The organism is Saccharopolyspora shandongensis (assembly GCF_900106995.1).
GTDB lineage: Bacteria > Actinomycetota > Actinomycetes > Mycobacteriales > Pseudonocardiaceae > Saccharopolyspora > Saccharopolyspora shandongensis.
The window spans coordinates 14,014-33,406 of record NZ_FNOK01000064.1 but is presented as its reverse complement, the minus strand read 5'-3'; the positions used below and the strand labels follow the sequence as shown (position 1 = coordinate 33,406).

Here is a 19,393-nt window from a genome sequence, read left to right as displayed (position 1 = left end):
CCAGCTATCGTTCGGGCATGCTGCGTTCCGTGGCAGCGGTCGTCCTGGACGGCGCCGCTCCGTTCGAACTCGGCGTGCTGTGCGAGGTCTTCGGCCTCGACCGCACCGCCGACGGGGTCCCACCGATCGAGTTCCGGGTGTGCGGGCAGCGCCCGGGAGAGCCGCTGAGCACGTCGGTGGGGATGAACATCGTCCCCGGGCACGGGCTCGAAGGGCTGGACGGGGCCGACGTCGTCGCGGTCCCGGCGGGCCGGATCCGGGACGTCTACCCGGCGGAAGTGCTTGCGGGCCTGCGAGATGCCGCCGGCCGTGGCGCCACCGTTCTCTCGGTGTGCTCCGGCGCGTTCATGCTCGGCGCGGCCGGGCTCCTCGACGATCGGCCCTGCACGACGCACTGGTACTACGCGGCCGAATTCCGCCGCAGGTTCCCGACCGCCCGGCTCGACCCGGACGTGCTCTACGTCGACGACGGGAACGTCGTGACCAGCGCGGGCACCGCCGCCGGGATCGACGCGTGCCTGCACCTGGTGCGCCGTGAGCTCGGCTCGGCCGCGGCGATGAAGATCGCCCGCCGGATGGTCGTCCCGCCGCAGCGCGACGGCGGGCAGCGCCAGTTCATCGACCTGCCGGTGCCCGAATGCTCCGGCGACAGCCTGCAACCGCTGCTGAACTGGCTGCAGGAGAGCCTGGACGACGAGCACACCATCGCCAGCCTCGCCGGACGGGCGCAGATGTCGCAGCGCACCTTCGCGCGGCGATTCGTCGCCGAGACCGGGACGACCCCGAACCAGTGGCTGGCCACCCAGCGGGTGCTGCACGCCCGGCGGCTCTTGGAGGACACGGAGCTCGGCATCGACCAGATCGCGCGCGAGTGCGGGTTCAGCACGGCCGCGCTGCTGCGCCACCACTTCCGCCGCATCGTCGGCGTCACGCCGCGCGACTACCGCCGGACCTTCTCCCGGCCCGCCGAGGTGGGTTGAGCGCTCAGCGGCGGGTGGCGCAGGAGATGCAGGTCGTCGCCGCAGGCAGCGCCTCCAAGCGCTCCGGCGCGATCGGATTCCCGCATCGCGCGCACACCCCGTAGGTGCCTTTGTCCAGGCGCGCCGCGGCCCGGTCCAGCTCGTCGAGCTCGTGGCGGGCGTCCGCGAGCAAGCCCTGCACCTGGGCGCGCTCGTACGCGAGCGTCGCGCCCTCCGGATCGTGCTCGTCGTCGGTGCCGGTCCACGTCGAGACCTCGCCGATGGACTCCAGGTGGCGCTCCAGGGACTCGACGCGCGCCAGCGCGCTGGCACGTTCCTCGGCCAGCAACTCCCGCGCCGTCCGCGGCCCTGGCGGGGACGGCGCGTCCTGCGACGTCCGCTTGCTCATAACGAGGTGAACGCCGCCACCCGCCCGCCTATTCCGCCAGGTCAGGCGTTGCGGTCGCCGCTGTGCACCGGCTCCAGGGCCTCGGTGGCCTCCGCCGGCGCCTTCGCCACCGAACGGGAGCGGAGCAGGCTCGCCACGGTCGTCACCGCCAGGGTGAGCACGATGAAGCCGAGCGAGGCGGCGATGCCGATGTCCGGAACGGCGAAGCGGATCTCGTCGATGTGCGAGCCGTGCAGCGCCTCGACGATCAGCTTCAGCCCGATGAAGCCGAGGACCACCGCGAGGCCGTAGCTGAGGTAGACCAGGCGGTCCAGCAGCCCACCGATGACGAAGTAGAGCTGCCGCAGCCCCATCAGCGCGAAGGCGTTCGCGGTGAAGATGATGAAGCCGTCCTTGGTGAGCCCGAAGATCGCGGGCATCGAGTCGAGCGCGAAGATGACGTTGGCCAGCCCGAGCGCGGTGACGACCACGATCATCGGGGTGAACATCCGCCTCCCGTCGACTCGGGTGGTCAGCTTGCCGCCGTCGTAGGAGTCGGACGTGGGCAGCACCCGTTGCAGCGCGCGGGTGATCGCGTTGTCCGGTTCCTCGGGCTCGTCGCCGGCACCGTCCCTGGCGACCTTGATCGCGGTGTAGATGAGGAACGCGCCGAAGATGTAGAAGACCCAGTTGAAGGCGCTGAGGGCGGCGACGCCGGCGGCGATGCACACGCCGCGCAGCACCAGCGAGAGCACGATGCCGATGAACAGCACGCGGTGCTGGTGCTCCTTCGGCACGGCGAACCGCGACATGATGATGACGAACACGAAGAGGTTGTCGACCGAGAGGCTGTACTCGGTCACGTAACCGGCGAAGAACTCCGCGCCGCTGGTGGGCCCGGCGAAGACGAACAGGATCGCGCCGAAGACGGCCGCGAGGGCGACGTAGCCGGCGACCCACAGGCTCGCCTCCCGCACCCCGACCGCGTGCGGGCGACGGCCGACGAACACCAGGTCACCCACGATGAGAACGGCCAGCGCCGCCAGGGTCGCGATCCACACCCATACCGGGAAGTTCATCGGCAGGTCACCTCCGTGCGCCAACGCGTGCCGGGGCCGGCCGTGATCCCAGCCCCGGGCGATTTGCATGCAGTATACTGTATGGCTTTGATAGCGAATCGGATCATCGGGAGAATTCGCCGCAGGCAACGGAAGAACTGCCCGATCGGAGCAGAACGCCCCATCGGACAAGGAGAATTCGAACCAACGGAACCATTCGGCCAACTCGGCGCGATTCCGACATTCAACTGCATACCCGTCTAATTTCCTTGTGCACAAAGGACAAATGGCCGATCCGTACCGGGGGATCATCGACACCCGCACGGACGACGTCAACGTTGGCCCGGCCACACCACCCGTCGCCCCGGGGGCCCGGCTCCCGCGGATGCCGGCGGCCACGCGCGGGAATCCAGCGCTGCGAACCACCTCCCGCAGCGTTCGACCAGGTGATGCAGTTCGAAACAGGTCGCGGCGGCCAACCGGCCGATCACGTCCGCTCCCACGATCGCCCAGCGGAACGCGGGACCGCACCCGCCGGTGTGCGCGACCCGACCGGTGCCCCGCCACAGCCCGGTGCCCGGCGGTTCGACCTCCACCCAGGCACGTCCGCCGGTCCGCAACAGCTGGTGCACCCGGCGGAGCAGCGCCCGCGGATCGCCGCCGATGCCGATGTTGCCGTCGACGAGCAGCGCCTCGCGCCAGTTGCCTTCGCCGGGGACCGGGTGGAACACGTCTCGGCACAGCGCCACGGCGTTCCGGCTGGCCGTGAGGCGGACGGCGAGTCGGGAGGTGTCGATGCCGAGCGCCACCACCCCGCTGCCGGTGAGCGCCGACGTGAGCCGCCCCGGGCCGCAGCCGATGTCGAGCGTCGGGCCCCGGCACGTGCGCAGCAGGTACCGATCGGCGGCGTCCGGCGCCGCGGACCAGCGTTGCCCGGGCAGCGACCGGGCGACGCCGTCACTGGTCAGCAAGGTGCAGCTGCCGCGAAGCAAGGCGACGTCGAACTCACCGCTCATCGGAGGCAGTCCCCCGACGCGCCACCGGCACGGGAAGCGCGCACGGGAAGGCTTGCGGCGAAACGGGAATTCGGCACCGAATCCGCAACGCGCCAGGCGTCCTCCATGGTGTCCACATCGGCCAGTCGCGGCGACGCGGCCACGCGCAGGCCCGCGGCGCGCAGCGCGGCCAAGGTTCGCGCCCCCGTGTCGGCGCGAGACGTGGGCACCCCGCGCAGCAGTCGCGCATCGGCGGCGGACCGGAAACCGGCCACCCACCAGCCGCCGTCCTCGGCCAGGCCGAGTGCCGCGTCCGCGCTGCCGAGCGCCTGGCACACCTCGGTGAGCAGCGCGGGCGTCACTTGCGGTGTGTCCATCCCGATCTGCACGACCGAGAGGCCAGGATGCGCGGCTGCGGTGTCGGCGTGCGCGGCGGCCAACCGCGCGGGGAAACCGTCGCCGCGTTGACCGAGCACTGTCCAGCCGCGCAATGCAGTGCGCAGCTGGGCCGAACCGGTGGCCGCTGCCAGATCCCCGGACATCGCGATCACCGGCCGGACGCCGGGAGTGCTCCGCACGGCGTCCAATGTGTCCAGCAGGCTCGCGGCGGCGATACGAGCCGCTTCGGCAGGCGTCGCCGGCGGGCACAACCGCGTCTTGACCAGGCCCGGCACGGGAGCTTTCGCCACCACGAGGAGCGCCGTCCGGCTCACCACAGCACCCCCGCCATGTCGCGGACCGCGCGAACCGTGCCGAGCACCGAGCCGGAGACCTTCGACCGGGTTCCGCACGTGCGAGGCCGGTACGCCACGTCCAGCTCGCACACCCGCCAGTTCGCCTCCGCCGCCTTGCACAGCAGTTCGAGCGGATATCCGAAGGCGCGGTCGGTGATGCCGAGCCGCACCAGGTCGATTCGCCTGGCGGCGCGGATCGGGGCGATGTCGTGGACCGGCAGGCCCCGGCGCCGCAGCAACCCGGCGATCACCGCGTTCCCGGTCCTCGCATGCCACGGCCACGCTTCGGCCGACACCGGAACCCGCCGGCCGACCGCCAGGTCCGCCTTCCCCTGGCGCACTACGGCGACCAGCGATGGCAGCACGCCCGGGTCCAACGAGCCGTCGCAGTCCAAGAAGCAGACGAACTCCGAGGTCGCGGCCGTCAACCCGGCGTGCACGGCAGCGCCGTAACCGCGCCGGGGCTCCCGGACCACCACCGCGCCGTGCGCCGCCGCGACCTCGGCCGAGCCGTCGGTGGAACCGTTGTCCACCACCAGCGGGCGGAATCCTGGCGGCATCGCGGCGAGCACCCCTGGCAGCGCGGCCGCCTCGTCCAAGCACGGCAGCACCACGTCCACATCGTCCATGCCAGCCAGTGAAACTCACCGCCGATGACTCGGAAACTCGTGCCGGGCTTAAGGAATCATTACGTTCGAGAAGTTCTTACGAGGTTCTGACGGATCGCACCGACGAGTTGGCCGACGAGTCCGACGGGATTACCTTGGCAGTGGTGCGACTCCTTCCCCGACGCGCCGAAGCACGGCCGGTGCGCGCCGATCTGATCGCGTTCGCCATCGCCATCACCGCGATCGCGGCAGCGGCGGTGGCCGGCTTCCTGCTCAACGGAGCGGGCGCTCCGCTGTACGCCGACGCGGCGCCGCTGTTCGGGTACTGGCTACCCCGCACCGGTCCGGGCACACCTCTCGCGCTGGCCACCGCGGGCGCCGTCGTCGCCTGGGGCCCCGCATTCGCCGCGCGCTTGCCCTGGGGCAGGCTGCTTGCGACCGCCTACTTCACCGCTGTGCTGTGGACCTTCTCGCTGGCGATGGTCGACGGCTGGCAGGACGGCATCGCCGGCCGGCTCGCGGACTGGACGGAGTACCTGCACGACGTCCCGCGCGTGACCGACATCGGCGGCATGCTCGGCTCGTTCACCGAGCACATCCTCGCCGGGCAACCCGGTTCCTGGACGGTCCACGTTTCCGGCCATCCGCCGGGTGTTCTGCTGTGCTACGTCTGGCTGGCGCGGATCGGCCTCGGCGGCGGCGCGTGGGCCGCCGCCGTGACGGTGCTCATCGGCGCGCTCGCGGCCGTGGCGGTGCCGGCCACCGTGCGGGCCCTGGCCGGAGTCGCAGCCGCCCGGGCGGTCGTGCCGTTCGTGGTCCTGTTCCCGGGCGCGGTGTGGGCCGGTGTTTCGGCCGATGGGATGTTCGCCGGGATCGCGGCCACCGGAGTGGCACTGCTCGCCATCGCATCGGTGCGGGCCGGGCCGACGGCCTGGCTCTCCGCGGTCCTCGCCGGTGTCCTGCTCGGGTTCGGACTGTTCCTGAGCTACGGCCTGGTGCTGATGTTCCCGTTCGTGTGCGTGGTGCTGCTGCGCACCCGCGATATCCGGGCGTTCCTGCTCGCGGCGGTCGGCGCCGCCTGCGTCGTCGCGGCATTCGCGCTGCACGGGTTCTGGTGGCTGGACGGCTACCATCTGGTCATCCAGCGCTACCAGCAGGGCGACTTCGCCCAGCGACCGTACGGCTACTGGGTGGGCGGCAACATCGCCGCGCTGCTGATCTCGGTCGGCCCGCTGGCCGCGGTGGCGACGCGGCGGGCGGTCGTGGACCGGGGCGCGGCGGCGTGGCTGGTGCTGGCCGCCGCGACGGCCGTCCTGGCCGCTGACGTCTCCGGGCTGAGCAAGGCCGAGGTGGAACGGATCTGGCTGCCGTTCGCGGTGTGGTTCGCTGTCGGGGCCGCGTTCCTGCCGACCCGGCACCACCGCTGGTGGCTGGCCGGGCAGGCGGCGACCGCGCTGGCGGTGAACCACTTGATCGCGACGAACTGGTGAGCCGATGAAGCACGAGGCCGAGGCGCGACGGGTGCTCGTCGTCGACGACGACCACGCCGTCCGCGACGTGCTGCGCAGATATCTGGAACGCTCCGGCTACGAGGTCGACCTCGCCGAGGACGGCGAGACGGCGCTTCGGCTGTTCGCCGAGCGGGAACCGGATCTGGTGGTGCTCGACCTGATGTTGCCCGGCGTCGGCGGGCTGGAGGTGTGCCGCCGGGTGCGGGATCGCGGCCAGGTCCCGGTGGTGATGCTGACCGCGCAGGGCGAGGAATCCGACCGCGTCCTCGGGTTGGAGATCGGCGCCGACGACTACGTCGTCAAGCCGTTCAGCCCGCGCGAGCTGGTGCTGCGCGTCGGTTCCGTGCTGCGCCGCTCCCGCACCGCGCCCGCCGGTGCCCGCGAATCCCTGGTCGACGGCGCGCTGCGGCTGGAGCTGGAGGCGCGGCGAGGCACTCTGAACGGGGTCGAGCTGGCGTTGACCGGCCGCGAATTCGACCTGCTGGCGTTCCTGCTGCGCAACCCGGGCCGGGCCTTCACCCGGCCGGAGCTGCTGGAAGCGGTGTGGGGCTGGAACTTCGGCGACCACTCGACCGTGACCGTCCACATGAGACGACTGCGGGAGAAGATCGAGCCGGACCCGGCGCGCCCCGACCGGATCAGCACGGTCTGGGGCGTCGGCTACCGGTACGACGCGGAGGACTCGTGAGCGGCAACGGCGGCCGCCCGCCACGGATCGGGGCGGATTCGCGATGGACGTGATCACCGAGCTCACCCACGTCGCGCCGTACGCGATCGGCCTGTCGCTGCCGGTGGCGCTGACCGGCGCCGGCCTGCTCTACGCGCTGCGGCACCGCTCCCTGGCCACGACGTTGACGGTGCTGGTGCTGACCCCGCTGCTGGCCACGTTGGCCGGGGTCCTCGGCGTCACCGGGTTCATGTTCGGCCCGCAGCTGACGACCGCCGTCGTGATCTGCACGGCGGTCGCCGTCGTCACCGTGCCGGTCGCGGTGCTGCTGGGACGCAGCATCGCCCGGCGCAGCGTGTGGGAGCGGGAGGCCCGGGCCAGGGAACGGACCGCCGAGGAGTCGCGCCGCGAGCTGGTCGCGTGGATCAGCCACGACCTGCGCACCCCGTTGGCGGGCATCCGCGCCATGGCCGAGGCGCTGGCGGACGGTGTGGTCGACGAACCGGCGGAGGTGTGCGACTACGCCACCCGCATCCGTGGCGAAACCGAACGTCTGTCCGGCATGGTCGAGGACCTCTTCGAGCTGTCCCGCATCACCGCGGGAGCAGTGCGGCTGGATCTCTCCGCCGCCCCGCTGCAAGACGTCGTCAGCGAAGCGGTCGCGGCGGAGAACCCGCTGGCGCGGCGCCGGGGAATCCGGCTGCGGACCGACACCGACGTCTGGCCGGTGGTGGCCGGCAGCGATCCGGAACTCGCCCGGGTGGTGCGGAATCTGCTGTCGAACGCGATCCGCCACACCCCGCCAGGCGGCTCGGTGGTGCTGACCGCGGGCAGCGACGGCTCGCAGGCGTTGTTCCGGGTGGACGACGCCTGCGGCGGGATCGCGCCCGAAGACCTGACGCGGGTCTTCGACGTGGCGTTCCGGGGCAGCCAGGCGCGCCGGGACGAGGCGGGTGCCGGGCTCGGCCTGGCGATCGCGCGCGGGCTCGTGCAGGCGCACCAGGGGACGATCACGGCCCGCAACCACGGGCCCGGCTGCCGCTTCGAGGTCCGGCTACCGCTCGCCCCTGCCGAACGCTGCCGGCTCGCGTAGCGGCGCGTGCGCGAAAGCACGCACGCCGTCGGCGAAATCGACCGACGCCCGGAATCCCAGCACCCGCGCCGCCTTCTCCGGATCCGCCACGAACCGGTGCCGCGAGCGGGGTTCGGTGCCGTGCGCCTGCGGCAGGAACGCGTCGAGCAGCACGACTTCGTGCCCGCGGTCGGCCACGGCCTCCGCGATGGCCGCTCCGATGAACCCGGCCCCGCCGGTTATCAGAATTCGCGCGCCTCGACGGTAAGGCCGACCGGCGCCGACCGGCGGGTCGAACGCCGCGACGTCATGATTCCGTCAGATCTTGCCATTGTCTTACGGGGTTGGACGACCACTAGCGATGGCGGCCCGCGCGGCGTCGAATGGGGGCATGACCTCGCTACCGGTCTCACGGCCGCGCGCTGCCGCGATCGGCCTGCTCGCCACCGCCGCCGCGCTCGGCGCGGGACACCTCGTCGCGGGCCTGGCCGCCGTCCCGTCGCCGTTCGTCTCGGTGGGCGGCGCGCTGATCGACCTGACGCCGGAGCCGCTGAAGGAACTGGCCATCGCGCTGTTCGGCACCGGCGACAAGCTGGCGCTGCAGACCGGGATGGCCCTCGTCATCGCGGTGCTTGCGGCCCTGGCCGGGCTGCTGTCCCGGCGGCGCTGGTGGCCGGGCGCGGTCCTGATCGGCCTGTTCGGGTTGGCCGGGGTGGCCGCGGCGATGTCCCGGCCGGAGGGCGGCGTGCTCGCGGCGCTGACGTCCGCGGTCGTCGGCGTCGTCGGGTTCCGGTGGCTGCACCGGGTCGCGCAGCCCGGTGCCGAGGCTCCGGGCGAGGTGGACACGAGCCGGCGGAAGTTCCTGATCACTTCGTCGCTGGTGGTCCTCGGCGCGGGCGCCGCCGGAATCGTCGGCGGCATCCTGCAGCGCGGTGCGGACGTGATCTCCTCGCGGCTCGCGGCCGCCGCGCGCATCCCGAAGGTCCCGGAGCCGCCCATCCCGCCCGGCGCGGACTTCGTCGTCTCCGGGACCCCGACTTTCCTGACGCCGAACCGGGATTTCTACCGGATCGACACGGCACTGGCGGTTCCGCAGCTCCGCGCCGAGGACTGGCGGCTGCGGCTGCACGGCATGGTGCAGCGCGAGCTGGAGCTGACCTACGACGAGCTGCTGCAGCGCCGGGTGGAGGCCCGCCCGATCACGCTCACCTGCGTGTCCAACGAGGTCGGCGGCCCGCTGATCTCCACGGCGACGTTCGTCGGCGTGCCGGTGCGCGACCTCCTGCTGGAGGCCGGGGTGCGGCCCGGCGCCCAGCAGCTGTTCACCACCAGCGTCGACGGCTACACGGCGGGCACGCCGCTGGACGTGCTGCTCGAACCGGACCGGGGCGCGCTGCTGGCCGTCGGCATGAACGGCGAGCCGCTGCCCACCGAGCACGGCTTCCCGGTCCGCATGGTCGTTCCCGGGCTGTACGGCTACGTGTCGGCGACCAAGTGGCTGGTGGACGCCGAGGTCACCACCTTCGCCCGGCAGCACTACTGGGAGCGGCGCGGCTGGGCCCGGCAGGCGCCGATCAAGACCGAGTCCCGCATCGACCGCCCCCGCGCGGGGGCGACGGTGCCCGCCGGTCCGGTGGTGCTGGCCGGGATCGCCTGGGCGCAGCACACCGGCATCGACCGGGTGGAGGTCCGCGCCGACGGCGGCGAGTGGCAGCCCGCCGAGCTCGCCACCGACGTCAGCCGCGACACCTGGCGGATGTGGCGCGCCACGCTGGACCTCCCGCCCGGCGATCACGTCGTGGAGTGCCGGGCGACCGACCGGAGCGGCAAGCCGCAGACGCCGGAGCACCGCTCCGTCATCCCGGACGGCGCAACCGGTTGGCACGCCGTGGAATTCACCTGCACCGCACCATGACCTCGATGCCGTCGCACGGGCCGGTCCTTCACCGGCATCGCCCGGTACCTCGACGACCCGCCTGCGGGCACCGGCGCCCCGCGAATCCGGGATACTAGACTCGGAGTATGGATTCCAGACCCGAGCGGCGTCCTTCCCTGCGCGAGCAGCAGAAGCGCCAGACGAGGGCGACCATGCTCGACGCCGCCGCCGAGCTGATCGGCCAGCGGGGCTTCCGCGAGACCACGATCGACGACATCGCGAAGGCAGTGGGGGCGAGCCGGGCGACGTTGTACTCGTACTTCCCGAGCAAGGACATGATCGTCCGCGAGATCGTCATCGAGATGTGGGACCGCGCGGAGTCGCTCTACCGCGACTTCGGGGCGCTCGAGGAGTGGTCCCGGGCGAGCATCGGCGGGTGGGTCGAGCACGTCGTCGCCACCTGGGAGCACAGCCGTGACCGGTTGCGGGTGCAGAGCTCCGGGCTGGTGCGCTACGACGAGTTCTACCTCGACTACCACCACCGCTTCGTCACGGCGCTCACCGCGAACGCGGACCAGTGGCAGCGCTTCGACGACGCCGACGTGCAAACCCGCGCGCTGCTGCTGATCAGCGGTCTGGAGCTGTTCCTCAACACCTGGCTGGTGCGGGGCTGGCCCGCCGACCGGGCCGGCGCGATCGACACGATCACCGACGTCTGGTGCGCGGCGCTGCTCGTCGACTGAGGCCTCAGCGCCCGAGCTTGGCGCGCATCAGGCCGCCGATCTCGGCCAGCGCGAGCCGGGCCCGGGCGTGGTGGTCGGCGTGCATCAGGAACCCGTGGGCCACGCCCGGGTAGCGCAGCAGCGCCACCTGGACGCCGGCGTCGCGCAGCCGCAGTCCGTACTCCTCCGCGCCGTCGCGGCTGGGGTCGTGCGAGGCGGTGACGACGATGGCGTCCGGGAGGCCGGACAGGTCGGCGGCGAGGCTGGGCACGCCGTAGGGGTGGTCGCGGCTCGGGTCGTCCCCCAGGTAGAGGTTCTTGGTCCAGGCGAAGTCGCCCGCGGTGATGATCGGCCCGTCGGCGTGCTCCAGGACCGAGGGCCGGGTGTCGTCGCGGTCGATACCGGCGTACAGGTGCAACTGGAAGACCAGCGGGACGCCGCCCTCGTCACGGGTCTGCAGCGCGACACCGGCCGCCAGGGTCGCGCCGGCGCTGTCGCCGGCGACTGCCACACGGGTGGGGTCGACACCGAGTTCGGCCGCGGTGTCGCCGATCCACTGCACGGCGGCGTACGCCTCCTCCGTGGCCACCGGGTACGGGTGCTCGGGGGCGAGCCGGTAGTCGACGCTCACCACCACGGCGCCGGACGCCTCCGCCAGGAATCGGGCGAGGATGTCGAAGTCGTCGATGCTGCCGATGACCATGCCGCCGCCGTGGAAGTAGGCGACGGCGGGCAGGGCGTCCGCGCCGGTCGGCCAGTAGATCCGCAGCCGCAAGGGTCCGTGCGGGCCGGCGATCACCCGGTCCTCGACGCGGTGCATCCGCGGCCCGGGGCGGCGCGGTAGCCCGGCGAGCGCCGTGCGCGCGGCACTCACGCCCGCGACGTGCATCGGCACCCAGTTCTCGTTCCGGCCCGCCAGGTAGGCGGCGACATCGGGATCGAGCGACACCATCACGCGCCCACCTTCCCGGTCACGTCAGGGGCGATCCGGATCGCTTCCCAGTCCGCCCGCGTCGCCGGTCCCATTCGGCCGACGAACGCGTCGAGCTGCGCCCACAGCGAGCCCGCGACCACCATCTGCCCGGGCGCCAGCACCTGGTCGATCAGCGCGGGCCAGGCCTCGGGCACGTGGTCGGCCGCCTGCGCTCCCGGCGTCTCGGCCTGGACCACGCGGGTGACCAGGCCGCCACCGACGGCGAAGGCCTCGCCGGTGAGGGTCGTGTCGCCGTGCAGGAGGTACGCCGCGAAGGCGGCCACGGCCTCCGGCGGGAAGTGGGTGGCGATGAAGTCCGCGAAGCCGGGCTGCTCGATGCCCGCCGTCGAGCGGGTCCACGCGGCGGGCAGGATCGTGTTGGCCCGCACGCCGACCGGCCTGCCGAGGATGGCCTGGGTGCGAGTGAGCGACAGGATGCCGCCCTTGGCCGCGGCGTACCCGGGCATCGCCGGCGCGCCGTAGCTGCCGTTGGAGGAGATGTTCAGGATCCTCCCGGCCCCGGTGGCGGCGAGGTGCGGCCAGGCGGCCTCGCTGATCCGGTGCGCGCCGCGCAGGTGCACGTCGACCTGGGTGTCGAAGTCGCCACCGGCGCCGGCGTTGTTGATCACGATGTCGAGCCGGCCGAAGGCGTCGACGGCGGCCTGCACGATCTGCGGGGCCGCCGCCACGACGTCGCCCGTCACGCCGACGGCGGTGCCGCCCTCCGCCTCGATGATCCGCACCGCCTCGTCGGTGCCGGGCGGATTGGCCGAGCCGGCCCAGTCGCGGCCGAGGTCGTTGACCACGACCCGGCAACCGCGCGCGGCCAGCAGCCGGGCGTAGGCGAGCCCGAGGCCGAACGTGGACACACCGGTGACCAGGGCGACCTGGTCGTCGAAGCGCAGTTGATCCATGGCGGCAGGACCTTTCTCGAGGACGGCGTCGCGCCGGATGCAGCGTTCGGCGAGGGGAATGGCGGCGACCGTAATCGACCGCGCCGCGCCTTGGATAGACCCGAAGACGGTATTTCGAACTTTCAATCCGAAAACCGAGACGAGAGTCTAGACAGAGCCCACCAGACCGCTTAGTGTCCTGGCTCACACCGTCGCCCGACCCCGGTCTCCGGGCGTCCGACGGGATCCCCCGACCCATCTCGCCGGCGCGGACCAGCTCCGCCGCGGCAGCCCGTCATGCCCTCTGCGAGGAGTCGCCTTGTCCGCATTCGCCCCTGCCCTCGCCTCATCCGGCTCGCCCGACGTCGATGCCGACGAGCTGCGCGCGCACCTGCGCCGGGCCGACTCCGCGGTGCTGCTGGCCGTGCTGGCCCAGGTCACCGGAGACGCGTCGGTGCTCGACGAGTTCGGCGGCGCGATCACCCACGTGCCGGACCCGCCCGAGATGGCGGGCCGCACCGACCCCGACACCGCTGCAGCCATCGTCGACCGGTTGGTCGCGGCGCTGACCGCCGACCGGGAGCCGGGCGACGCGAGCGGCCCGGCCCCCGACGACCTGGCGTTCTTCACCCGGCTGGTGCCGGTCGCGATGGGCGCGACACCGGGCCCGGAGTACTACCCGATGTTGTTGGAACAAGGGGGTTTCCACACCGCCCTGCCGGTGGTGCCGCGCACCGAGCCGCTACCGGAGGCGATCGACCTCGCGATCATCGGTGGCGGCCTGGCCGGCATCGCGGCCGCGCTCACCGCGCGGCGGGAGGGCGTCCCGTACCGGATCTACGAGCGCAACGACGACATCGGCGGCACCTGGCTGACCCAGACCTACCCCGGCGTCGGCGTCGACACGCCGTCCTCGTACTACTCGCTGTCCGCCGAGATCAACCCCGACTGGTCGAGCTACTACCCCAGGGGCGGCGAGTACCAGGAGTACCTGCGCGAGGTCGTCGGCCGGCACGGCATCCGGGAGCACGTCGCGTTCGGCACCGAGGTCGAGGCCCTGACCTGGGACGACGACGCCGCCCGCTGGCGGATCCGGGTGCGCGACGCCGACGGCACCCGCGTCGAGGACGCAGCGGTGGTGCTGACCGCGGCGGGCTACCTCAACCGGCCGCAGTTCCCGAAGGCGCCCGGACGCGACCGCTTCCGGGGCCTCAGCGTCCACTCCGGCGAGTGGCACCCGGGGCTCGACCTCACCGGCAAGCGGGTCGCCGTCATCGGCGCCGGTTGCACCGCGGCCCAGATCGTCGACGCGATCGCCGACGACGTCGCGCACCTCACCCTGTTCCAGCGCCAGCCGCACTGGGTGGCGCCGCGCAAGCGCGACAGCGACGACGTTCCCGAGCACCACCGCTGGCTCGGCAGGCACGTGCCGTTCTACGCGAACTGGTTGCGACTCAAGGCGTTCTGGGGCTCCGCCGACAACGGCTACCCGGTCGTCATCGTCGACCCCGAGTGGGCCGCCACCCACCGGTCGATCTCGCGGGCCAACGACATCCTGCTCCAGGACTGCCTGGCCTACATCGACCGCACCTTCGGCGCGGGCTCGGAACTCGCGGCCAAGGTGACCCCGGACTTCGCGCCGTTCGGCAAGCGGATCATCCGGGACCCCGGCGGCTACTACGACGCGCTCACCCGCGACCACGTCGACGTCGTCGCGGCCGAACCCGCGGAGATCACCGAGCACGGCATCCGCACTCCCGGCGGCGACCTGGTCGAGGTCGACGTCATCGTCTACGCCACCGGGTTCCACCTCGACTTCCTGTCCGGCCTGGACATCCGGGGGCGGGACGGCGTCCGGCTGGTCGACGAGTGGGCCGGCAACGACCCCCGTTCCTACCGGGGCGGCACCGTGCCCGGATTCCCCAACCTGTTCGTCGCCAACGCGCCCAACGCGAACCCCAGCCACGGCGCGGGCAACAACTTCGGCATCGAGGTCACCGTCCACTACCTGTTCGAGTGCCTGCACCTGCTCGCCGAGCGAGGCGCCCGGTCGCTGGAACCGACGCGCGCCGCCTACGAGGAGTACGTCGCCCGCATCGACGCCGACATGGAGCGCACCGTCTGGCGGCACACCCCGACGGCGCACACCTACTACCGCAACGCGCAGGGCCGGGTGATCCTCGCCTGCCCGTGGCGGCTGGTCGACGTCTGGACCGAGCACCGCCGGCCCGACGCCGCGCACTTCACCCTCCGCTGACCCCCGAGCCGATCTCGAACCGGGCCACCCAACGAAAGCGAGTCCCCATGTCCGTCTCGGCCTCCGGCGGTACAAGACGTCCCGCCACCGTCGCGGATCCCGACGGCCGTCCCACCCGCTACTGGGTCGGCGTGCTGCTGATCCTGCTGCTGCTCACCGAGCAGTCCGCCCTCGGCTTCTCCCTGATTGCGCCCGCCCTGCCCCAGGTCGCCGCCGAGTTCCCCGGCAGCCAGGTGGTCTGGGTGATGACGGCCTTCACCCTGTCCGGCGCGGTCGCCTCGCCCATCATCGGCAAGCTGGCCGACCGCTACGGCAAGAAGCGGATGCTCGTCGTCACCGCCGCCGTGGGCGCCCTGGGCGCATTGATCTCGGCGACGGCGCCGACGTTCGAAATCCTGGTGGCCGGCCGGTTCCTCGCGGGCATCGCCTTCGCCTGCATGGCCCTGGGCTACACGCTGATCCGGGACACGTTCCCGGTTCGGCTGCAGTCGATCTCGATCAGCATCGCCAACACCGGCGTCGGTGCGGTCGGCGTCGGCTCCCTGCTGGTGGCCGGTTTGCTCATCGACCGCTTCGGCATGCGTTCGGTGTTCTGGTTCGCGTTCGGCTTCTGCGCCCTCGGCGCCCTGCTCGCGGCGCTGTTCGTGCGGGAGACTCCGATCCGCACCCCCGCGCGGATCGACTGGCTCGGCGCGGCGCTGGTCACCGCGAGCATGTTCGTCGTCATGTTCGGCCTCTCCCGGGGCAAGGTGTGGGGCCTGTTCGACTCGCGGACGCTGACCTTCGTCGCCATCGGGCTGGTCGGCTTCGCCATCTGGGTGTGGTGGGAGCGCCGGACGCCGGAGCCGCTGATCCGGCTGGACCTGTTCACCAACCCGGGCCTGCGCTACACCGTCATCGCCGGCGGCATCGCCTACGGCGCCACGACACTGCTCGCCACCCTGATGCCGATGCTTCTGCAGGCGCCGCAGAGCACGTCGTACGGCTTCGGGCTCTCGGCGCCCCAGATGGCGGGGTGGCTGCTGCCCGGACAGCTCGCGATCGTCGCCAGCGGGTTCATCGCCGGTGCCACCGCGCGCTCGCTCGGCTTCCGCAACCACCTCACCCTCGGCGCGGCGGCGATCGCGGTGGCGGCCGCCGTGCTCGCCACGGTGCCCTCCGCGCCGACCGTGATGGTGCTGATCTGGGTGGTTTTCGGCCTCGGCTGCATGATCTACGCCGCCGTCCCGAACCTCGCGCTGCTGGCCCTGCCCGAGACGGAGCGCGCCGTCGGGTCGAGCTTCGTCGGCGTCGCCCAGACCATGTCCGGCACGCTGATCTCGACGATCGGCTTCACCGTGCTGGCGCACTTCGTGCTCGCCTCCGGTCCGACCGGTGTCGTCTACGAGGAGGCCGGCTTCAGGGGCGCGTTCCTGGTCGCCGCCGTCGCCGCGGCGATCGGCGCGGTCGCCTCGCTCGCGGTGCCCCGCGCCCTGCAGCGCCGGAGCGCGGACCGATGACCGGGGCAGCGGAGACCAGGCCCGGCCTGCTGCCGGCACCGCGATTCGTCGACACCAACGGCGTCCGCCTCGCCGTCTACGAGGCGAAACCGGAACGAGCCGCCCGGGACGTCTGCGTCGTGCTCTGCCACGGCTTCCCGGAGCTGGCCGCCTCCTGGCGACACCAGCTCCAGCCGCTGGCGGACGCCGGATTCCACGTGCTCGCGCCCGACCTGCGCGGCTACGGCCGCTCGACCGGGCCGGCCGACCCGACGGCGTACAGCATCGCGGAGACCACGACCGATGTCGCCGGCCTGATCGCGGACGCGGGCTACGACCGCGCGGTGGTGGTCGGCCACGACTTCGGCGGCATGATCTCGTGGTGGATGCCGCACCTGCATCCCGAGCGCGTGGCCGGCGTCATCACGCTCAACACGCCGTTCGGGTACTCCCGGGAGGACCCGCTGGAGAAGTACCTGGAGGCCTACGGGCCGCGCAACTACGTCGCGCACTTCCAGACCCCGGAGCTGCAGGCGCTCATGGAGCGCGACCCGGCGCGGACGCTCCGGTTCTTCTTCCGCCGTGACACCGGCGCCGGCACCACCCTCTCGCGCACCGGCCGACACGATGCGGAGTCAATGAGCTACAGCCACCTGCTCGCCGACGACGAGGCCACCTGGCCCGGCGAGGTGCTGGTCGGCGACGAGGAACTCGACTACTACGCCGAAGCCTTCGCGCGCACGGGGTTCGGCGGACCGCTGGGCTGGTACCGCAGCATCCCGGGGAACTGGCGCGTGCAGTCCGAGGTGTTCCCGGACGGCGCCATCGCGAAGCTGACCGTGCCGGCGCTGATGATCGCCGCTCGCCGGGACGCGATCTGCCACCCGGACCTGAGCGACAACCTGCTCCAATACGTCGAAACCCTCGAGCGCCGCATGCTCGACACCGGCCACTGGACGCAGCAGGAGGATCCGGCGGGCACCAACGAAGTCCTCCTGGAGTGGCTCACCCGCCACTTCTGAACCGGCACCCCACGGGTGAACGCGCGGCACCGGACGGCGAGACCGACCGGTGCCGCGCGCCAGGTTTCCAACGAGCTCTCACGGCACCGCAGCAGCGCGTCACGACCTGCACCCCACGCCGCGACGAAAAGTGGTGCGCTACAACAGAAGAACGGCCCGAACCGCCGCGGAAGACGCCCGCGTCACCAACGTCGCGACCCCATACGGCTAGGCCAGGAGCTCCCGGGCTAGCGCTCCACCCCACCACTGCTCGACTTGACCGGGCGGCCATCCGCGTTCCGCGGTGAGCGTGGTGTAGACGTCAACGTTGCACAGGGCTCCGTAGACGTCGACGGCGGCCTGCGGGACGGCTGGATCGTCCTCTACGGCGTAGAGCTCGTCCGCTTCGCCCCGGCTCGCGTTCCCGCCTGACCTGCCAGGCGGGTGACACCTCCGGCGCACACCCGCACCCGCCAATCCATTGTGGACGGCATGGGAGTCCCGCCGGAAGCGCCGCCGGCGGGAATCCGTTCGCCCACGCGCGGTTTCGCGCCGTCAGAGCAGCCCGAGCAGGATCGGGGCGGCGTTGGTGGCGCCGTGGACGACCAGGAGCGGCCACATCAGTCGGTACTTGCTCCACAGGTAGCCGAGGAAAAGCCCCAGGACGCCTTGGTTGACGACGACCGAGGCGAGATCGACGCCCAGCTCGCCGTTGCCCTGGATGGCGACGTGCCACACCGCCCAGAGCAGCGACGCGAGCACGATGGCGGGCCAGCGCCCGAGCAGGAACTCCCACCTGGTCTGCAGCCACCGCCGGTAGAAGATCTCTTCGAGGAGGCTGTTGATCAGGAAGACCACCACCATCGTGACGATCAGCGTGACGGGATCGACGGTGAACGCCAGGTCGCTCCGCGGCAGCGCCAGCGGGCCCGCGTAGCTGAGCGCGAACCAGGTCACCACCGGGATCAGCGGACCCCAGTGCCGCCACGACCCGGGCCCTTGGAGCGCCGACGTCCGAGCCGCGCCCTTGCGGCGCAGCAGCCAGAAGGTCACCGCCGGAACCCCGAGCAACAGCAACAGCTTCAGCGCCGTGTGAGCCGGTTCGCCGCCCCCGGCCGACCACAGCAGCACGGCGAAGAGGACCGCCGCCGCCGTGAGGACCGACGCCTCGACGCGGACCGCCTTGCCCGCGGGCAGGACGACCGGCTCGCGTCGGAGATCCGGCGACACGAGGCGGACGAGCACGATGCCGACGAGCGCCGGAATCCAGCGGTGCCACAGCGGAATGGTGTCATCGTGGTCGGCGGAGTACCTGATGCCCGTGTTGCCGGTCAGGAACAGCAGGGCGATGGCCCCGGCGAACACGGCCAGCCCGGCGAGGAGCACGACCGTTCCACCGGGCGCGCTCGCTCGCCGCAGTTTATTTAGCACATCCGTACTGTAACGGTTATCGCACAGCCGTGTTATAAAAAGGGCATGCCGAAGCTCGTCGACCACGACCAGCGGCGCGCCGAACTCGCCCGCGCCGCGTGGGCCGTGATCAGCCGCGACGGCATCGAGGGCGCCACGGTGCGGAAGGTCGCCGACGAGGCGGGCGTTTCCGTCGGCGGGCTGCGGCACTACTTCGACAGCCAGCGGGGACTGCTCCGCTTCGCGGCGGAAGCGGTGGCCACCAACGCCGGCGCACGCCTCGCCGAGCACATGCGCGCCGAGCGGCCCGGCATGCGGCGGGCCCAGCTGCTGCTGGAGGAGTTCCTCCCGCTCGACGAAGAGCGACGAGTGGAGGCGGACGTGTGGTCGGCCTGCCTGATGCGGGCGCGCGTCGACCACTCGCTCGACGGGCTGCGCAAGACCGCCTGGGACGGCGAACGGCACGTCTGCCGGATCGCAGTCGCGGACTGCTGCGCCGCGCCGCTCCCGGCCGCCATCGGCGACGAGCTCCCCGACGCCCGGCTGGAGCAGCTGGCCAGGCGCCTGCACATCTTCGTGGACGGCATGACGCTGCAGGCGGCGACCTATCCGCGCGAGCTCCCGGCCGACGAGGTGCGCCGCCTGCTCCGCGCGGAGCTGGAGCTCGTTTCCCGCTCCGCGAAGCAGCGGCCCCGGAAGGGCTGAGCGACCGCCGGCCTCCGGCACTCGCGGCCACCTCTGTCCACATCGGACTACTGCCGAGCAGACCCGGCCCACCGAACGGATCAACC

20 protein-coding genes are annotated in these 19,393 nt (G+C 72.1%); 11 read left to right on the top strand and 9 right to left on the bottom strand.

What is annotated here, in order from left to right:
* Positions 1-17 precede the first annotated feature (17 nt).
* Positions 18-980, top strand: a complete 963-nt coding sequence (locus BLW84_RS39450) for a GlxA family transcriptional regulator (RefSeq protein WP_093276532.1) — start codon at positions 18-20, stop codon at positions 978-980.
* A 4-nt stretch (positions 981-984) separates the two neighbouring features.
* Here the strand turns inward: BLW84_RS39450 and BLW84_RS39445 are convergent, their stop codons facing one another.
* The 5 genes from BLW84_RS39445 to BLW84_RS39425 all read right to left on the bottom strand — a co-directional run bounded on the left by BLW84_RS39445 (position 985) and on the right by BLW84_RS39425 (position 4,763).
* Positions 985-1,368 (bottom strand): TraR/DksA family transcriptional regulator, encoded by a 384-nt coding sequence (locus BLW84_RS39445; RefSeq protein WP_093276530.1) that lies wholly within the window; start codon positions 1,366-1,368, stop codon positions 985-987.
* A 41-nt stretch (positions 1,369-1,409) separates the two neighbouring features.
* Positions 1,410-2,426 (bottom strand): TerC family protein, encoded by a 1,017-nt coding sequence (locus BLW84_RS39440; protein WP_093276528.1) that lies wholly within the window; start codon positions 2,424-2,426, stop codon positions 1,410-1,412.
* Positions 2,427-2,737: 311 nt separating this feature from the next.
* Positions 2,738-3,421 carry a class I SAM-dependent methyltransferase gene (locus tag BLW84_RS39435; RefSeq protein ID WP_093276525.1) on the bottom strand — a complete coding sequence of 228 codons (684 nt, stop codon included), beginning with the start codon at positions 3,419-3,421 and terminating at the stop codon, positions 2,738-2,740.
* Positions 3,418-4,116 carry a TIGR04282 family arsenosugar biosynthesis glycosyltransferase gene (locus BLW84_RS39430; RefSeq protein WP_177226948.1) on the bottom strand — a complete coding sequence of 233 codons (699 nt, stop codon included), beginning with the start codon at positions 4,114-4,116 and terminating at the stop codon, positions 3,418-3,420. The genes BLW84_RS39435 and BLW84_RS39430 overlap by 4 nt, the downstream gene beginning before the upstream one ends.
* The gene (locus BLW84_RS39425; RefSeq protein ID WP_093276522.1) at positions 4,110-4,763 is read right to left on the bottom strand and encodes a glycosyltransferase family 2 protein; all 654 of its coding nucleotides are present in this window, start codon (positions 4,761-4,763) and stop codon (positions 4,110-4,112) included. The genes BLW84_RS39430 and BLW84_RS39425 overlap by 7 nt, the downstream gene beginning before the upstream one ends.
* Positions 4,764-4,906: 143 nt before the next feature.
* On the opposite strand from BLW84_RS39425, the gene BLW84_RS39420 reads away from it, so the two are divergent.
* From BLW84_RS39420 to BLW84_RS39410, 3 genes are read left to right on the top strand one after another with little or no spacing between them, the layout of a single operon-like run.
* Positions 4,907-6,232, top strand: a complete 1,326-nt coding sequence (locus tag BLW84_RS39420) for a hypothetical protein (RefSeq protein WP_245761696.1) — start codon at positions 4,907-4,909, stop codon at positions 6,230-6,232.
* A 4-nt stretch (positions 6,233-6,236) separates the two neighbouring features.
* Positions 6,237-6,941, top strand: coding sequence for a response regulator transcription factor (locus BLW84_RS39415; RefSeq protein WP_093276516.1), 705 nt, complete (start codon positions 6,237-6,239; stop codon positions 6,939-6,941).
* 43 nt (positions 6,942-6,984) lie between these two features.
* Positions 6,985-8,013 (top strand): sensor histidine kinase, encoded by a 1,029-nt coding sequence (locus BLW84_RS39410; protein WP_093276512.1) that lies wholly within the window; start codon positions 6,985-6,987, stop codon positions 8,011-8,013.
* Here BLW84_RS39410 and BLW84_RS50540 read toward each other — a convergent pair.
* Positions 7,975-8,190 (bottom strand): hypothetical protein, encoded by a 216-nt coding sequence (locus BLW84_RS50540; RefSeq protein ID WP_093276509.1) that lies wholly within the window; start codon positions 8,188-8,190, stop codon positions 7,975-7,977. The two genes, BLW84_RS39410 and BLW84_RS50540, sit on opposite strands and share 39 nt — an antisense overlap.
* A gap of 193 nt (positions 8,191-8,383) precedes the next feature.
* Between BLW84_RS50540 and BLW84_RS39400 the strand changes: the two genes are divergently transcribed.
* Both BLW84_RS39400 and BLW84_RS39395 read left to right on the top strand, forming a co-directional pair.
* Complete coding sequence (locus BLW84_RS39400; protein WP_093276507.1) at positions 8,384-9,907, top strand: molybdopterin-dependent oxidoreductase; 1,524 nt, start codon at positions 8,384-8,386, stop codon at positions 9,905-9,907.
* 107 nt (positions 9,908-10,014) lie between these two features.
* Positions 10,015-10,611, top strand: a complete 597-nt coding sequence (locus BLW84_RS39395; protein WP_093276504.1) for a TetR/AcrR family transcriptional regulator — start codon at positions 10,015-10,017, stop codon at positions 10,609-10,611.
* 4 nt (positions 10,612-10,615) lie between these two features.
* Here the strand turns inward: BLW84_RS39395 and BLW84_RS39390 are convergent, their stop codons facing one another.
* Both BLW84_RS39390 and BLW84_RS39385 read right to left on the bottom strand, forming a co-directional pair.
* Positions 10,616-11,542: an alpha/beta hydrolase gene (locus BLW84_RS39390; RefSeq protein WP_093276503.1), complete on the bottom strand. Its 927-nt coding sequence runs from the start codon at positions 11,540-11,542 to the stop codon at positions 10,616-10,618.
* Entirely contained in the window at positions 11,542-12,477 is a 936-nt protein-coding gene (locus BLW84_RS39385) for an SDR family NAD(P)-dependent oxidoreductase (RefSeq protein ID WP_093276501.1), read from the bottom strand. The genes BLW84_RS39390 and BLW84_RS39385 overlap by 1 nt, the downstream gene beginning before the upstream one ends.
* 298 nt (positions 12,478-12,775) lie before the next feature.
* Here BLW84_RS39385 and BLW84_RS39380 point away from each other — a divergent pair, with 298 nt between their 5' ends.
* The 4 genes from BLW84_RS39380 (at position 12,776) to BLW84_RS48045 (ending at position 17,624) form a co-directional block, all read left to right on the top strand.
* On the top strand, positions 12,776-14,713 hold the full coding sequence (locus tag BLW84_RS39380; protein ID WP_093276499.1) for a flavin-containing monooxygenase: 1,938 nt from the start codon (positions 12,776-12,778) through the stop codon (positions 14,711-14,713).
* A gap of 47 nt (positions 14,714-14,760) precedes the next feature.
* Entirely contained in the window at positions 14,761-16,212 is a 1,452-nt protein-coding gene (locus BLW84_RS39375) for an MFS transporter (protein WP_093276496.1), read from the top strand.
* A complete protein-coding gene (locus BLW84_RS39370; RefSeq protein ID WP_093276494.1) occupies positions 16,209-17,213 on the top strand; it encodes an alpha/beta fold hydrolase in 1,005 nt (334 codons plus the stop codon). Before BLW84_RS39375 ends, BLW84_RS39370 begins: the two co-directional genes overlap by 4 nt.
* 255 nt (positions 17,214-17,468) lie before the next feature.
* Complete coding sequence (locus tag BLW84_RS48045) at positions 17,469-17,624, top strand: hypothetical protein (RefSeq protein ID WP_177226946.1); 156 nt, start codon at positions 17,469-17,471, stop codon at positions 17,622-17,624.
* Positions 17,625-17,747: 123 nt separating this feature from the next.
* Here the strand turns inward: BLW84_RS48045 and BLW84_RS39360 are convergent, their stop codons facing one another.
* Positions 17,748-18,623 (bottom strand): CPBP family intramembrane glutamic endopeptidase, encoded by an 876-nt coding sequence (locus BLW84_RS39360; RefSeq protein WP_177226945.1) that lies wholly within the window; start codon positions 18,621-18,623, stop codon positions 17,748-17,750.
* Between the two features lie 45 nt (positions 18,624-18,668).
* Between BLW84_RS39360 and BLW84_RS39355 the strand changes: the two genes are divergently transcribed.
* Positions 18,669-19,307: a TetR/AcrR family transcriptional regulator gene (locus BLW84_RS39355; protein ID WP_093276491.1), complete on the top strand. Its 639-nt coding sequence runs from the start codon at positions 18,669-18,671 to the stop codon at positions 19,305-19,307.
* The last annotated feature ends 86 nt before the right edge of the window (positions 19,308-19,393 follow it).

Bases quoted from the DNA above. Each gene is read 5' to 3' on its own strand.
- BLW84_RS39355 (WP_093276491.1), top strand. From the start codon at position 18,669: ATGCCGAAGCTCGTCGACCACGACCAGCGGCGCGCCGAACTCGCCCGC.
- BLW84_RS39415 (WP_093276516.1), top strand. From the start codon at position 6,237: ATGAAGCACGAGGCCGAGGCGCGACGGGTGCTCGTCGTCGACGACGAC.
- BLW84_RS39390 (WP_093276503.1), bottom strand. From the start codon at position 11,542: ATGGTGTCGCTCGATCCCGATGTCGCCGCCTACCTGGCGGGCCGGAAC.
- BLW84_RS39435 (WP_093276525.1), bottom strand. From the start codon at position 3,421: ATGAGCGGTGAGTTCGACGTCGCCTTGCTTCGCGGCAGCTGCACCTTG.
- BLW84_RS39400 (WP_093276507.1), top strand. From the start codon at position 8,384: ATGACCTCGCTACCGGTCTCACGGCCGCGCGCTGCCGCGATCGGCCTG.
- BLW84_RS39385 (WP_093276501.1), bottom strand. From the start codon at position 12,477: ATGGATCAACTGCGCTTCGACGACCAGGTCGCCCTGGTCACCGGTGTG.
- BLW84_RS39450 (WP_093276532.1), top strand. From the start codon at position 18: ATGCTGCGTTCCGTGGCAGCGGTCGTCCTGGACGGCGCCGCTCCGTTC.
- BLW84_RS39410 (WP_093276512.1), top strand. From the start codon at position 6,985: ATGGACGTGATCACCGAGCTCACCCACGTCGCGCCGTACGCGATCGGC.
- BLW84_RS39440 (WP_093276528.1), bottom strand. From the start codon at position 2,426: ATGAACTTCCCGGTATGGGTGTGGATCGCGACCCTGGCGGCGCTGGCC.
- BLW84_RS39425 (WP_093276522.1), bottom strand. From the start codon at position 4,763: ATGGACGATGTGGACGTGGTGCTGCCGTGCTTGGACGAGGCGGCCGCG.
- BLW84_RS39370 (WP_093276494.1), top strand. From the start codon at position 16,209: ATGACCGGGGCAGCGGAGACCAGGCCCGGCCTGCTGCCGGCACCGCGA.
- BLW84_RS39395 (WP_093276504.1), top strand. From the start codon at position 10,015: ATGGATTCCAGACCCGAGCGGCGTCCTTCCCTGCGCGAGCAGCAGAAG.
- BLW84_RS39445 (WP_093276530.1), bottom strand. From the start codon at position 1,368: ATGAGCAAGCGGACGTCGCAGGACGCGCCGTCCCCGCCAGGGCCGCGG.
- BLW84_RS39375 (WP_093276496.1), top strand. From the start codon at position 14,761: ATGTCCGTCTCGGCCTCCGGCGGTACAAGACGTCCCGCCACCGTCGCG.